Below are 13,574 nucleotides of genomic sequence, written 5' to 3' on the forward strand. Positions count from 1 at the left end.
GCATGAACATCCACGGCCAACGCGTCATCCTTCGCGCCATCGAGGAAGGCGACCTGCCGCAACTGCACGCCTGGGCCAACGATCCCGAGCTGTGGCAACACCTTGGCGGCTGGCGCTTCGCCTCGAACCTCGAATCGACGAAAACCTGGTTCAAGGGGCTGGGCCACGACGCCAACAATCATCGCTACGCCATCGTCAGCAAGGATGAGGGCGCGCTGATCGGCACCGCCAATATCGTCAATATCGATATGAAGAACGGCAATGCCTTCCACGGCATGATGCTGGGCGCCGAAGCGACGCGTGGCAAGGGCTATGCCCGCGACGCGGTGATGGCGACCATGCGCTACGCCTTCGACGAGCTGCGGCTGAACCGGCTCGACGGCGACATCATCGAATACAATATCGCCTCCTATAAGCTCTATGTCGGCAAGTGCGGCTGGAAGGAAGAAGGCCGCCAACGCGGCTGGCACTTCCGCCAGGGCCGGCACTGGGACCGCATCATCGTCGGCGTAACGCAGGACGATTACCGCGAGCTGCTGGCGGAAACCGACTACTGGGCGGCGCCGTGACCCGGCACGCCTACGCCCGCGACGACTATGTGGCGGCGCTGGGTACGGCGGTCGCCGTGCCGTCATGGTCGACCGCCGTGGTCGATCGCGACATCGCCGACGGCGGCCACGACGCCGTCGGGTCCTACCCCATGGCGATCATCAGCGGCGATATTTCCGAAGGGCTGGAAGATTTGCGCGCCCACGGCCTGGTGTCGCTGGTTATCGTTCCGGATCCCCTGGCCCACGATATCGAGGCCTTCCGCCCGCATTTCGACCAGGTGACGGCCTTCAAGACGCACCTTTTGATCGACGGGGCGTTTGAGCCGTCGGCGCACCACCGCGAGCGCATCCGGCGCGGCCACCGCCGCTGCCGCATCGAACAGGGCAGGCTGGCGCGCTGGCTGCCCGACTGGAACATCCTCTATGCCGGACTGGTCGAAAGCCGTGGCGTCACCGGCATGGCGGCCTTCAAGCCCGGATATTTCGACGTCCTGGCGAAGTACGACGACATCACGGCCTTTGCCGCCTTCGTCGGCGACGAGATGGCGGGCATGACTCTGTGGTTCGCCAATGACGGCATCGTCTATAACCACCTGACGGCGTGCAATGAACTGGGCTACAAGAACGGCGCGGCGTTTGCGCTGTACGACGCCGCCATTACGCATTTCGGCGATCAGGGCGTGATCAATCTCGGCGGCGGGCCGGGTGCCTTCGGCGCCGAGGACAGCGGGCTTTTCCAGTTCAAGCAGGGTTTCGCCAACAGCCGGACGGCCGCTCACGTCTGTGGCGCCGTGCTCGACCGCGAGGCCTATGACCGGCTGGCGGCGGACAAGAGTTCAGCCTTCTTCCCGGCCTATCGCGGGTAGACTTCGCGAATTGTCGCGACAATCCTTTCCATATCATCGGAATCGTAGCGCCCGTCGAGCGGCAGCGACAGGCAGCGGCCGCTGAGCGCGTGTTCCGCCGCAAAGCCTTGCGGCGACGGCAGTTCCGCCCAGTGGCGCGCGCACCAGATGCGACTGGCCGCCATGTGCGCCGCCAGCGCGGCGGCATCGTTCACGACCACCGGAAAGGCCATCGGCGAGAAATCAGGCGTCGTCACGGGCCATAGGGCAATGTCGGGCAGCGCTTCGGCCAGCACGGCCCAGTTGGCCTTGCGCGCCGCAATCTCGGTGGCGGGCTCGACCGATTTCAAAGTGTCAAGCGTACGCGCCGATATGGCCAGGGGCGCTGGATCAAAGGCCGCTTCACGCGCCCGGAAGGCGCTGAACCACGGCGCGGGATCCAGCCCGTCAGGATCGGCGGCACGCAGGTCGTTGGGCGCGAAGACGTTGTCGTTCCCTGCCCCGGCCGGATCAGGCAGGTCGTCACCGACCAGGAGGCCGCCGTCACCGACACCCCAGACCTTTCGCGGACTGTGCAGGATGACTTCGCCGAACGGAGCGGCGTCGGGCGCCATGGCCTGGGCGCGGTCTTCGATCCACAAGACCTCGGTGTTATGGGCCAGCCGTCTTACGGCGTCAGAAGGGCTGCGGCCGAAATAGTCGATGATGACGGCAGCGTCGCCCGCAGCGACGCCATCCAGCGCCTCGGGCGAAATCTCCAGACGGTCCCCCGTCGCGTACCACCGGACCTCATAGTCGCCCGCGCCTTCGACCAGAGTCGTGCAGACATAGGCCGGCAGCCACAGCCGCTTGATGCCGCGATGGCGCAACAGCGCCTTCAGCGCACCCCGCGCCGTACGGAAGCCGCGCCAGTTTCGCCCGGCGGTCATTTCGGAAAAAAGCGAAGGGACGCGCACACCTGGGGCGGGCGGCGGCAGGACGCTGCCTATCCCTTTTGTCACGCGACCTTCACGGCGGCGGCGCGGCCGGCCATATCGACCAGCACGGTCTCGAAATGACGCGTAAAGCCCTGTTCATCGCGGATCGGCGACGCTTCGAAGGCGTCACGGATACCGGCGCGGATTTCGTTCAACCGCGCGATATCGTTGCCAAGCCCCACGGCCTTTTCGACATAGTCGTCCCAGGACGAAGCCACCAGTTCCGGCACGCCGAGATAGCTCATGGCCTGCAGGCCGATGCGGGCGTAGAAGTTGTCGCCGGCCAGGGTCAGGACCGGCACGCCGTTAGCCAGGGCGTCGCAGGTCGTGGTGCCGCCCGGGCAGGGCGACGGATCGAGGGCCAGGTCGATGCGCGTGAACGACTGCGCATATTCGGCGCCCAGCGAGAAGCCTTCGAAGACGACGCGTTCGGGATCGACGCCATGAGCTTCGAAGCGGGCGCGGAAGGTGCGCTGGATGACCGGGTCGTTGAAATACGCGTATTTGAGCAGCAGGACGCTATTGTCGCAGCCTTTGAGGATGCGCGCCCAGGCCTTGATCGTCTCGGCGCTGAACTTGGCCGGGTGGTTGAACGAGGCGAAGGTGACGACGCCGCTTTGCAGCGCCGGCGTGGGGGCGGGCGCGGCGGGAACCATGGACGGGCGATAGGGGATGGTCACCGCCCCCATCGAGAAAACGGTCTCGCTGAACAGCGCATCGGTGCCCGGCGCCGCCATGGAATCGCAGTGCAGGACATAGTCCATGGTGCCGAGGCCCGTCGTCTGGATGAAGTTGATCCAGGCGATCTGCACCGGCGCGGCGCGGCGCGCGAAGACCCCCATGCGGCTGCCGGCCGTATGGCCCCAGGTATCGATCAGGATATCGACCTGGTCCTTGCGGATCAGCTCGGTCAGCTGGTCGTCGTCCATCCCGCCGGTGGCCACCATGCGGTCGCAGGTCGCGCCCTGTTCGTCGGCGGGATTGTGGACGTAGAGGATCACTTCCACGGATTTGGAATCGTGTGCGTCCAGCACCGGCGTCAGGAACTGGCGCAGCTGCGTCTTCATGATGCCCGGCGCGACATAGCCGATGCGCAGGCGGCGGCCCTCGAGAGGCGCGCGCGGCATGGGCGGAGCCGCGAAACGGCCGAAGCGCGCCGCCCAGTTGCGCGCCTCACGCGCATAAAGCTCGAAACCGTTCGGCATGAAGAAGCAGGCATAGAGATAGAATTGCATGACGCCCATATGCGCGTGCATCGATGCGGCATCACGGAAGACGGTGAAGGCCTTGTCCATGCGGCCCTGGTGCTGGAATGACAGGCCGTGATGAACCAGGACTTGCGGATCGGTCACACCCTGGCTGATCGCCTGCATGCCGAAGATCGAGGCGACCGCCGGAAGCTTGTTGCCGTAGGCAACCTGGCTGATCTGGATATTGTAAGCCGGGTCCTTGAGAAAACGCTGCACATCGATCTGTAAGCTATCGAACAGATCGTAGACCTGGGCGCGGTTGGCGACATCGAAAGCGGCGGCGGCGCCCATCTCGTCGCAGGCGGCGATATGCGCGCTGGCCTTCCAGTACCAGGCCTCGGCCGACTGCGGCAGATCCTCGACCAGCCGGTCGGTAGCGATAAGCGCGTCAGCCGGCCGTCCATCCTTCAGCGCCGCCCGGAAATCAGCGAGATTGGCGGATACGCGTTCGAGCAGGGCGGGATCGGCGGTCATGGCCAGTGTCCGTTGTGATTGCAGATTCGAAACATAGTTTCAGACGGTTAACGAACCGTGTTTTGAAGGGCCGCGCAGGCTGTACAAAGCCAATTCGCTAAACTAGCGTAGCACGCGAAAAGACGAGGAAATTCCATGGCTGACGACAGCGCGACGACAGGCATTTCGATCCGGGAACGGCTGCTGAAGGAGCGGCACGCCCTGCTCGACCTGTCGACACGCAACCGGCTGCTGAATGTGCCGCTCAGGACGCGCAATAATCGCGTGGTCGAGATCGTCGACGAAAAGGCGGCCGAGGTCTTCCGCCTGCTGTCCGACGGCAAGGCGATGACCTTTCTGCCGGGCGTTGACCTCACGGCCGAAGAAAAGGCCGCGCTCGATCCTGAGGATCGCGAGACTGGCGGCATCCCACAGCCCGGCGACGAAAAGACCGACGAGAAAGGCCGCGCGGCGCGTCATACGGACTCGAAACTACAGACGCGCCTGACGTCGGAAGGCCTGCAAAAGCGCCTGTTCGACATCTGGTACGACGCCCGCACCTTCGAGGAGGAACAGGGCGTCAATATCCTGTACCTCGCGCTCGGTTTGCTGCGCTGGTACGACGATGACGCGTCGGATATCGCGCGCCATGCCCCGCTGGTGCTGTTGCCGGTGCGGCTTGAGCGTTCCAGCGCCGCCGACCGCTTTCACCTCAAAGGCCGCGACGAGCCACCCTCGCCCAACCTGACCCTGCAAGCCAAGATGAAGCAGGAGTTCGGCCTGGTCATCGAAGACTTTCCGGACGAGGACGAGGTCGATCTTGGCGCCTACGCTTCGACAATCTCCGAAACCGTGAAAGGTAAAAAACGCTGGGAAGTCCTTCCGGACGCCATGGTGCTGGGCTTCTTCTCGTTCGCCAAGTTCCTGATGTACCGCGACCTCGATCCCGATACATGGCCAGCGGGGGCGATCGAGCAGCACGCCATGATCACCGCCATCCTGCGCGACGGCTTCCCGGAAAGCCAGCCGCTGGTCGGCGACGATGAGCCTATCGACGACACCTTGCCACCGGGCGGGCAGCGCCACGTGGTCGACGCCGATTCGTCACAGGCCGTCGCCATCGCCGAAGTGGTCGGCGGCCGCACCCTGGTCGTCAAGGGACCGCCGGGCACCGGCAAGTCGCAGACCATTACCAACATCATTGCCGGCGCGGCCGCCGAAGGCAAGAAGGTGCTGTTCGTGGCCGAAAAGATGGCGGCGCTCGACGTCGTCCATTGCCGTCTCAAGGCCGTGGGCCTGGGGCCGCTGACACTGGAACTGCATTCCAACAAGGTCAACAAGCGTGCCGTGCTGGAAGAGCTGAAGCGCACCCGGGAGGCGGCCACGCCCGCCGTCCGTGTCGATGCCACGGTTCCGGAACAGCTGGATGCCGTCACCGGCGATCTCAACGGTTTCGCGGACCGTCTGCATCAACCGCTTGCTCCGTCGGGCCTGTCACCGCAGCAGATCCTGGTGCGGCTGGCGGGCTGGCATGGCGACGGCGAGCCCGGCGGCGAGTTCGCGCTCGACGGCGCACGCGGCTGGACGGCCCGCGATGTGGCCGAGCGCCGGGCCGTGGCGGAGGACTTCGCCGAACGCCGCACCATTGTCGGCCAGCCGACGCAGCATCCGTGGCGCGGGGTGGCGTGCGACCCGCTCGATCCGTCGGAACGCGACGCCGTCGCGCGCGACATCGGCAAGCTCCAGATCGCGATCGCAGCCGCCCTGACCGAAGCGCAGGTCGCGACGCGCCTTCTGGCTGCGCCTCCGCCCGAGGTCCTGCACGATTTCAAGCGCTCCCTGGCCTGGCTGCAACTGACGCCGCTGCCGCGCGACGCCGACCGCCTGGCGTTTCCACATCCGGCGTGGACCAACGTCAAGGCGCTGGACAAGCTCATCGAAACAGGAGAGTCCCTGACGCGGCAGCGCGTCGACGTCCTGCCGCTGGTCAACGAGACCGGGCGCGACGCCGACTACAGCGCCATCCGCACCGCCATCGCGACGAAGAGCAGCGACCTGTTCCGCTTCCTCGACGGTGACTACAAGCGCCAGATCGCACTGCTGCGTTCGTATCTGCGCGGGATTCTGCCGAAAGACCCCGATGCGCGGCTGAAGCTGGTCGACAAAATCATTTCGCTGCAAAAAACCGAGGCCGCCATGGCCGGCATGGGCGAACAGGGCCAGGCCTTCGGGCGCCTGTGGCAAGGCGCCGACAGCCAGTGGGAATCCCTGGCCAATGTGCTGAACTGGCGCAAGTCGCACGCCGACCTGCCGCCCGAGGTCTGGCCGAAACTGGCGGGGCTCGATGATGCGGCCCTGAACGACGCCGACCGGACACGCCAGGCGCTCTACACCGCGATGACGGAGGTCACGACCCTGTTTGACGGCCTGGCTGCCCAATTGACCCTCGATCTTCCCCGCGCCTTCGGTGTTGACGAGGCGCGCAAGGTCGTCATCTCCGATCTCGATGCACGCTGCCGCGCGTGGTCGGGTGACCTGGAAGGTTTGAGCCGCTACATCGCCTTTGCGGCACGCGGCCGCAAACTGGCTAGCCTGGGGGCCGTGCCGATCGTCGAGGCCGTGCATGGCGGCGGGCTCGATGGCGAGGACATCGTCCCGGCCTTCGATGGCGCCTACGCCAAGGTCTTGCGCGACGTGCTGTTCGAAGCCTGGCCCGAGCTGAAAGCCTTCGACGGCGAAGGCCAGGCCCGAAAAGTGGCCGATTTCCGCCGGCTGGATTCCCAACGCATCGAACTGGCCAAGCAGGAAATCGCCGTGCGTCACGGTGAAGACCGGCCCAAAGGCTCGGCGGGCATCGGGCCGCTGGGCGTGCTCAATGCCGAGCTTGCCAAGAAGCGCGGGCACAAGCCGATCCGCGTGCTTTTGGAACAGGCCGGCGCCGCCATCCAGGACCTGAAGCCCGTCTTCATGATGTCGCCGCTTTCGGTGGCGCAGTTCCTGAAACCCGGCGCGTTGCAGTTCGACCTGCTGGTCATGGACGAGGCGTCGCAAATCGAGCCGGTGGACGCGCTGGGCGCCATTGCCCGCGTCGACCAGATCGCCGTCGTCGGCGACGAACGCCAGTTGCCGCCGACCGCCTTCTTCAAGACGCTGACCGGCGACGACGCGCCGGAAGACGACGACGGCGTGACGATCGCGGCGCGCGACGCCGAAAGCATCCTGGACCTGTGCCTGGCCAAGGGCGCGCCCCACCGTATGCTGAGCTGGCATTATCGCTCGAAGCACCAGTCGCTGATCGCCGTGTCGAACCGCGAATTCTACGACAACCGCCTGTTCATCGTGCCGTCGCCGTTCGATGCGGTCGCCGGCATGGGTTTGAAATTCCACTGGCTGAAGGACACGGCCTACGACCGCGGCAATACGCGGACCAATCCGAAGGAAGCCAGGATCGTCGCGGAGGCCGTGATCGCCCATGCGCAGCAAAATCCGCAGCAATCCCTGGGCGTCGCGACCTTCTCGGTGTCGCAGCGCCAGGCGGTGCTGAAGGAACTGGAATTGCTGCGGCGAGGGAATCCGGACTGCGAGTCCTTCTTCGACGAAGGCCGCGCGGAACCGTTTTTCGTCAAGAATCTCGAAAACATCCAGGGCGACGAGCGCGACGTCATCTTCATCTCGGTCGGCTATGGCAAGACCGAGCAGGGCAACCTGGCGCACAATTTCGGGCCGTTGTCGGGCGAAGGCGGCGAACGCCGGCTCAATGTCCTGATCTCGCGCGCCAAGCTGCGCTGCGAGGTCTTCGCCAACTTCACCGGTGCCGATATCGACCTGGAGCGCACGCCGTCGCGCGGCGTGGCGGCGCTGAAACTGTTCATGACCTTCGCCGAGACCGGACGTTTCGAGACAGCGGCGGATGCCCTCAGTGAGACCGACAGCCTGTTTGAGGACCAGGTGGCCTCGCGTCTGCGCGCCCTGGGCTATGATGTGCGCACACAGATCGGGGCGTCCGGATTCCGTGTCGACCTGGCCATCGCCGATCCCGAAAGGCCGGGCCGCTTCGTGCTGGGCATCGAATGCGACGGCGCGCAATACCATGCGTCGCGGTCGGCGCGCGACCGCGACCGCCTGCGCCAGCAGGTTCTGGAGGCGCACGGCTGGATCATCCATCGCGTCTGGAGCGCCGACTGGTATCTGCGGCCCAAGGAGGAGCTGAAAAAGCTGGAGGCGGCCATCGATAGCGCGAAGGCCGAGTGGCGCGAACGCGATGCGCACGCCCCCGTGCCGGCGGCGGAGGCCGTGACACCGCTAGCCGTCGCCGAGGCCCTGGCGCCGCCAGCCGAAGCCGGGGACGCGCCCGAACGCCTCTACTATGCCGAGGCGGCGTTCGCCGTGAACCGCCGCCGCGATCCGGGCGACCTGTCGATCGCCGACATGGCCGATATCGTCCTGCCGATCGTCGAGCAGGAAGACCCTGTCCACGCAGATGAGGTCGTCACGCGCGTACGGTCGCTATGGGGCCTGCCGCGCACGACGCCGAAGCTGAAAAGCCTCGTGGCCGCGGCCCTGGCCTATAACCAGGCGCAGGGCGTCATCGATGAGGATGACGGCTTCTGGCGCGTGCCGGACAGCCAGATCCATATCCGCGACCGTTCGCGCGTGACGTCAGCCAATCTGCGCAAGCCGGAAATGCTGCCGCCGGCCGAGATCGATGCGGCGGTGCTGAAGATCGTCGGCGACAATTACGGCGCTGCGCGGGACGACCTGATCCCGGCGGTGGCGCGGCTGTTCGGCTTCGGCTCGACCTCGGCGGCCTTACGGACGCGGATCGAGGAGCGGGTCAGCGCGCTGACGGCAGATGGCCAGTTGGTGCAAAAAGGCGACCTGCTGACGGTGGGGTAGGCGAAAGAATCCTTCTCCCCATTGAAAATGGGGAGGTGTCAGCGAAGCTGACGGAGGGGACGAAGCTAAAGAAAGAGGCCCCCTCCCCCCCTTCGGGGTCCCCCTCCCCACGCTGCGCGTAGGAAGGAGAAACGCGCCGCTACTTCTTTTCGCCCTTCCCTGCTTCCGATTCGTCCCGGTCGTTTTCGACGGACTCCGTGCCGTGGCGCTGCGGCGGGTCGATGACCTGGCCAAAACCCAACAGCATCATACCGATACCGATGCCGTGACGCAGGCCCTTGCCTATGCGACGGCCGAACATGGCCGCCAGCACGGCGAGGACGACGAAAACGACAATAAAGAGGAATGTGCTCATCGGCAAAAGATGGGCGTCGACCGGGCCTGCGCAAGTTTTCTACAATTTTCCCTTTGTCCCGCCCCTTGACTCCGCCGGACCCCGAGACTACCTCCCGGGTGTCGTTGGCACTCCCCGCGGGGGACTGCTAACAAACCCACTCAAATGGAGGACATATCATGAGCTTTCGCCCGTTAGGCGACCGCGTCCTGGTCAAGCGCATCGAAGAAGAAGCCAAGACCAAGGGCGGGATCATCATCCCCGACACCGCCAAGGAAAAGCCGCAGGAAGGCGAAGTCGTCGCCGTCGGCCCCGGCAACCGTAACGACAAGGGCGAGCAAGTCGCTCTCGACGTCAAGGCCGGCGACCGCGTGCTGTTTGGCAAGTGGGGCGGCACCGAGGTCAAGCTGAACGGCGAAGACCTGCTGATCCTCAAGGAATCCGACATCCTGGGCGTTGTCGTCGCGTAATCGCGCGCAACCGTCCTATTTTCCAATCTCAGTTTAAAGGAACGAAACAATGGCTGCCAAAGACGTATTGTTTGCTTCCGACGCGCGCGACAAGATCCTGCGCGGCGTCAACATCCTCGCCAATGCGGTGAAGGTCACGCTCGGTCCCAAGGGCCGCAATGTCATCCTCGAAAAGTCCTTCGGCGCCCCGCGCTCGACCAAGGACGGCGTTTCCGTCGCCAAGGAAATCGAACTTTCGGACAAGTTCGAAAACCTGGGCGCCCAGCTGATCCGCGAAGTCGCTTCGAAGACCAACGACAAGGCCGGTGACGGCACCACGACCGCCACGGTCCTGGCCCAAGCCATCGCCGTCGAAGGCCTGAAGTCGGTCGCCTCGGGCCGTAACCCGATGGACCTGAAGCGCGGCATCGACAAGGCCGTCGGCGTCGTCGTCGAGCAGATCAAGGCGTCGTCGAAGAAGGTCACGACCAATTCGGAAATCGCCCAGGTCGGCACCATCTCGGCCAACGGCGACACCGAAGTCGGTGAAATGATCGCCAAGGCCATGGAAAAGGTCGGCAACGAAGGTGTCATCACCGTCGAAGAAGCCAAGACCGCCGAAACCGAGCTGGATGTCGTCGAAGGCATGCAGTTCGACCGCGGCTACCTGTCGCCCTACTTCATCACCAACCCGGACAAGATGGAAGCGGTCCTCGAAGACCCGTACATCCTGGTGTTCGACAAGAAGATCTCGTCGCTGCAGCCCATGCTGCCGATCCTCGAAGCCGTCGTTCAGTCGGGCCGTCCCCTGCTGATCATCGCCGAGGACGTCGAAGGCGAAGCGCTGGCGACCCTGGTCGTCAACCGCCTGCGTGGCGGCCTGCGCGTCGCCGCCGTCAAGGCGCCGGGCTTCGGCGACCGCCGCAAGGCCATGCTGGAAGACATCGCCGTCCTGACCAAGGGCGAAGTGATCTCGGAAGACCTGGGTATCAAGCTCGAAACCGTGTCGCTCGACATGCTGGGCCGCGCCAAGAAGGTCACGATCACCAAGGAAAACACCACGATCGTCGACGGCGTCGGTGACAAGGCCGACATCGAAGGCCGCGTCGCGCAGATCAAGAAGCAGATCGAGGAAACCACCTCGGACTACGACCGTGAAAAGCTGCAAGAGCGTCTGGCCAAGCTGGCCGGCGGCGTCGCGGTCATCCGCGTCGGCGGCTCGACCGAAGTCGAAGTGAAGGAAAAGAAGGACCGCGTCGACGACGCGCTCAACGCCACCCGCGCGGCCGTGGACGAAGGTATCGTTCCGGGCGGCGGCACGGCGCTGCTCAAGGCGTCGAAGGCCCTCGAAACCCTCGAAGGCGCCAATGACGACCAGACGGCCGGTATCGCCATCGTCCGCCGCGCCCTGCAGGCTCCGATCCGTCAGATCTCGGAAAATGCCGGCGTCGAAGGTTCGGTCGTCGTCAACAACGTTCTCGGCAACGACAGCCCGACCTACGGCTTCAACGCCCAGACGGAAAAGTATGTCGACCTGGTCGCCGACGGCGTCATCGACCCGGCCAAGGTCGTCCGCACCGCGCTGCAAGACGCGGCTTCGGTCTCGGGCCTGCTGATCACGACGGAAGCCGCCGTGGTCGAGTCGCCCAAGAAGGACGCAGCGCCGGCCATGCCGGGCGGCGGCGGAATGGGCGGCATGGGTGGCATGGACTTCTAAGTCCTGTGTACCAGCACTCCAAACGCAGAAGAGCGGGCCGCGAGGCCCGCTCTTTTTGTATCCGGGTTTTAAAGACCGCTTATACCGTCCGGCCTCGCATCATGCGGCCGATGGCAATCAGGATACAGGCGCCGACGATACCGGCGATCAGGTAGCCGACGACCCCGCCCAGCGCGATGCCGAACATGGCCAGCAGGGCATTGGCGACGACAGCGCCGATAATGCCCATGATGATGTTCATGAGCAGGCCTTGATGCGACTTCATGATCTGCTCGGAAATCCAGCCGGCAAGGGCGCCGACGATGATGGCCGTTAACCAGCCTACAGGTTGAATGTCCATGATGTTATCTCCACAGTTCCCCGCGGCGTGCGGCGATGGGCAACCATAACGTCCCTTGGCGGAAATCGGGATTACGGATGGGCCTCGCGTTCGTAAGCTTTCAGCAAGCTTTCTCTTGCCAAGCGGCCCGCGAGTTTCGATAAAGAGCGCAGGATAAGCGGAGCGAGACCATGAGGCGTCAATTCCTGGCCGGCGTGCTGGCCCTTTCGGCAGTCGCGATTACGGGCGTCATGACGGGCTGTTCCAAGCCGGCCGAGCCGCCGAAAGCGGAAGCCCCCGCCCCCGCTCCCAAGCCGAAGAAGGCGCCGACGCTGGAAGATACCGGTCTTGCCACACCGCCAGACACGGCCCGCGTCTCGATCCTGACCGACAAGGGCGAGATCGTCGTCGAGCTCGACGGCAAGCACGCGCCGACGACCACCGCCAACTTCCTGCACTATGTCGATACGCACAAGCTCGACGGCGGCAACTTCTACCGCGCCATGAAGTCGGGCACCGGCGCCGGCTTCATCCAGGCCACGGCCAACGGCTTCACCTACCCGCCCATCCCGCACGAGCCGACGACCAAGACGGGCCTGTCGCACGTCAACGGCACGATCTCGACCGCGCGCTACGCCGTTGGCACCGCGTCGAACGAATGGACGATCTGCGTCGGCGACATGACCTATATGGATGCCGGCCGCGATCCCAAGGGTGACAATGCCGGCTTTGCCGCCTTCGGGCACGTCGTCAAGGGCATGGATGTGGTCAAGAAGATCCTGTACGGCAAGATTTCCACGGCCAAGGCCGCGCCCGGCGAATGGCAGGGCCAGACCCTGGCGAAGCAGGTCAAGATCATTTCGGCAAAGCGCGTGTCATGAGCCACTTCCTGCTGTTCTACGATTTCGTCGAGGACTATCTCGAACGCAGGCCTGAGTTTCGCGACGCGCACCTGAAGGCGGCATGGGCCTCGGTCGACCGCGGCGATATGGTCCTGGCCGGAGCGCTTTCCGATCCCGCCGATACGGGCGTGCTGCTGTTCGACAGCGAAACGCCCGACGCCGCCGAAGCGTTTGCACGCAACGATCCTTATGTCCTCAACGGGCTGGTGAAGTCCTGGACGGTCCGCAAATGGACCACGGTCGTCGGCCACGATGCCGCCACGAAGGTAAAGGTATAGTCGCTTATGATCCGCCGCAGCCTGATTGCCGCCCTCGCCGTCCTGGCCCTGTCGCACCCTGCGTTGGCCGCCGATCCCGATCATCCGCGCGTCTCCATCGTGACGACCAAGGGCACGATTGTCGTTGAGCTCGAGGCAAAGAAGGCGCCGGTCACGGTCAAGAACTTCCTGCACTATGTCGATACGCAAAAGTTCGACAACACGGTCTTCTACCGCGCCCTGCGCTATACGCCGGAACAGGGCCTGGTCCAGGCCGGCGGCGGAGAGCGTCCCTATTCGCCGATCGCTCATGAATCGACGAAGAAAACCGGCCTGTCGAATGTCGACGGCACGATCTCGATGGCGCGCTATGCCCCGGGCACAGCGTCGGAAGACTTCTTCATCTGCGTCGGCGACATGACCTTCCTCGACGCAGGGAAAGACCCGTCGGGTGACAATCTCGGCTTCGCCGCCTTCGGTCACGTCGTGTCGGGCATGGACGTTGTCAGGTCGATCCTGGCTGGCAAGACCGTCCAGCACAAGAAGGGCGACGACAATATGAAGGGCCAGATGCTGGCCGCCCCCGTCAAGATCGTCTCGGCCCGCCGCGTTCCCTGATGTCCA

Annotated in this window: 12 protein-coding genes; 8 read left to right on the plus strand and 4 right to left on the minus strand. The window is 64.7% G+C overall.

Translation table 11 applies throughout. From position 1 onward, the window contains the following. Positions 1-2 precede the first annotated feature (2 nt). A complete protein-coding gene (locus AB8717_RS17510) occupies positions 3-569 on the plus strand; it encodes a GNAT family N-acetyltransferase (protein ID WP_443748600.1) in 567 nt (188 codons plus the stop codon). Then, positions 566-1,417, plus strand: coding sequence for a hypothetical protein (locus tag AB8717_RS17515; RefSeq protein ID WP_443748601.1), 852 nt, complete (start codon positions 566-568; stop codon positions 1,415-1,417). Before AB8717_RS17510 ends, AB8717_RS17515 begins: the two co-directional genes overlap by 4 nt. Here AB8717_RS17515 and AB8717_RS17520 read toward each other — a convergent pair. Further along, on the minus strand, positions 1,405-2,397 hold the full coding sequence (locus AB8717_RS17520; RefSeq protein ID WP_443748602.1) for a hypothetical protein: 993 nt from the start codon (positions 2,395-2,397) through the stop codon (positions 1,405-1,407). The two genes, AB8717_RS17515 and AB8717_RS17520, sit on opposite strands and share 13 nt — an antisense overlap. Next, on the minus strand, positions 2,394-4,097 hold the full coding sequence (locus tag AB8717_RS17525) for an O-linked N-acetylglucosamine transferase, SPINDLY family protein (RefSeq protein ID WP_443748603.1): 1,704 nt from the start codon (positions 4,095-4,097) through the stop codon (positions 2,394-2,396). Before AB8717_RS17525 ends, AB8717_RS17520 begins: the two co-directional genes overlap by 4 nt. Before the next feature lie 135 nt (positions 4,098-4,232). On the opposite strand from AB8717_RS17525, the gene AB8717_RS17530 reads away from it, so the two are divergent. After that, positions 4,233-8,972 (plus strand): DUF3320 domain-containing protein, encoded by a 4,740-nt coding sequence (locus tag AB8717_RS17530; protein ID WP_443748604.1) that lies wholly within the window; start codon positions 4,233-4,235, stop codon positions 8,970-8,972. Between the two features lie 139 nt (positions 8,973-9,111). Here AB8717_RS17530 and AB8717_RS17535 read toward each other — a convergent pair whose 3' ends face one another. Continuing rightward, positions 9,112-9,327 (minus strand): hypothetical protein, encoded by a 216-nt coding sequence (locus tag AB8717_RS17535; RefSeq protein ID WP_443748605.1) that lies wholly within the window; start codon positions 9,325-9,327, stop codon positions 9,112-9,114. A 158-nt stretch (positions 9,328-9,485) separates the two neighbouring features. Here AB8717_RS17535 and groES point away from each other — a divergent pair, with 158 nt between their 5' ends. Next, positions 9,486-9,776, plus strand: coding sequence for a co-chaperone GroES (gene groES / locus AB8717_RS17540; protein ID WP_443748606.1), 291 nt, complete (start codon positions 9,486-9,488; stop codon positions 9,774-9,776). A gap of 49 nt (positions 9,777-9,825) precedes the next feature. Beyond that, the gene (gene groL / locus AB8717_RS17545) at positions 9,826-11,472 is read left to right on the plus strand and encodes a chaperonin GroEL (protein ID WP_443748607.1); all 1,647 of its coding nucleotides are present in this window, start codon (positions 9,826-9,828) and stop codon (positions 11,470-11,472) included. Between the two features lie 79 nt (positions 11,473-11,551). Here the strand turns inward: groL and AB8717_RS17550 are convergent, their stop codons facing one another. Further along, complete coding sequence (locus AB8717_RS17550) at positions 11,552-11,812, minus strand: GlsB/YeaQ/YmgE family stress response membrane protein (RefSeq protein WP_443748608.1); 261 nt, start codon at positions 11,810-11,812, stop codon at positions 11,552-11,554. Between the two features lie 170 nt (positions 11,813-11,982). Between AB8717_RS17550 and AB8717_RS17555 the strand changes: the two genes are divergently transcribed. Genes AB8717_RS17555 through AB8717_RS17565 form a run of 3 tightly spaced genes read left to right on the plus strand, consistent with a single transcriptional unit; the run spans position 11,983 to position 13,568 of the window. Continuing rightward, entirely contained in the window at positions 11,983-12,672 is a 690-nt protein-coding gene (locus AB8717_RS17555; protein WP_443748609.1) for a peptidylprolyl isomerase, read from the plus strand. Continuing rightward, positions 12,669-12,971 (plus strand): YciI-like protein, encoded by a 303-nt coding sequence (locus AB8717_RS17560; protein ID WP_443748610.1) that lies wholly within the window; start codon positions 12,669-12,671, stop codon positions 12,969-12,971. Before AB8717_RS17555 ends, AB8717_RS17560 begins: the two co-directional genes overlap by 4 nt. A gap of 6 nt (positions 12,972-12,977) precedes the next feature. Further along, entirely contained in the window at positions 12,978-13,568 is a 591-nt protein-coding gene (locus AB8717_RS17565) for a peptidylprolyl isomerase (protein WP_443748611.1), read from the plus strand. Positions 13,569-13,574: the final 6 nt, after the last annotated feature.

The sequence above is a fragment of the Asticcacaulis solisilvae genome (genome assembly GCF_052327315.1).
GTDB classification, from domain to species: Bacteria; Pseudomonadota; Alphaproteobacteria; order Caulobacterales; family Caulobacteraceae; genus Asticcacaulis; species Asticcacaulis solisilvae_B.

Bases quoted from the DNA above. Each gene is read 5' to 3' on its own strand.
- AB8717_RS17510 (WP_443748600.1), top strand. From the start codon at position 3: ATGAACATCCACGGCCAACGCGTCATCCTTCGCGCCATCGAGGAAGGC.
- AB8717_RS17525 (WP_443748603.1), bottom strand. From the start codon at position 4,097: ATGACCGCCGATCCCGCCCTGCTCGAACGCGTATCCGCCAATCTCGCT.
- AB8717_RS17530 (WP_443748604.1), top strand. From the start codon at position 4,233: ATGGCTGACGACAGCGCGACGACAGGCATTTCGATCCGGGAACGGCTG.
- AB8717_RS17535 (WP_443748605.1), bottom strand. From the start codon at position 9,327: ATGAGCACATTCCTCTTTATTGTCGTTTTCGTCGTCCTCGCCGTGCTG.
- groES (WP_443748606.1), top strand. From the start codon at position 9,486: ATGAGCTTTCGCCCGTTAGGCGACCGCGTCCTGGTCAAGCGCATCGAA.
- groL (WP_443748607.1), top strand. From the start codon at position 9,826: ATGGCTGCCAAAGACGTATTGTTTGCTTCCGACGCGCGCGACAAGATC.
- AB8717_RS17550 (WP_443748608.1), bottom strand. From the start codon at position 11,812: ATGGACATTCAACCTGTAGGCTGGTTAACGGCCATCATCGTCGGCGCC.
- AB8717_RS17555 (WP_443748609.1), top strand. From the start codon at position 11,983: ATGAGGCGTCAATTCCTGGCCGGCGTGCTGGCCCTTTCGGCAGTCGCG.
- AB8717_RS17560 (WP_443748610.1), top strand. From the start codon at position 12,669: ATGAGCCACTTCCTGCTGTTCTACGATTTCGTCGAGGACTATCTCGAA.
- AB8717_RS17565 (WP_443748611.1), top strand. From the start codon at position 12,978: ATGATCCGCCGCAGCCTGATTGCCGCCCTCGCCGTCCTGGCCCTGTCG.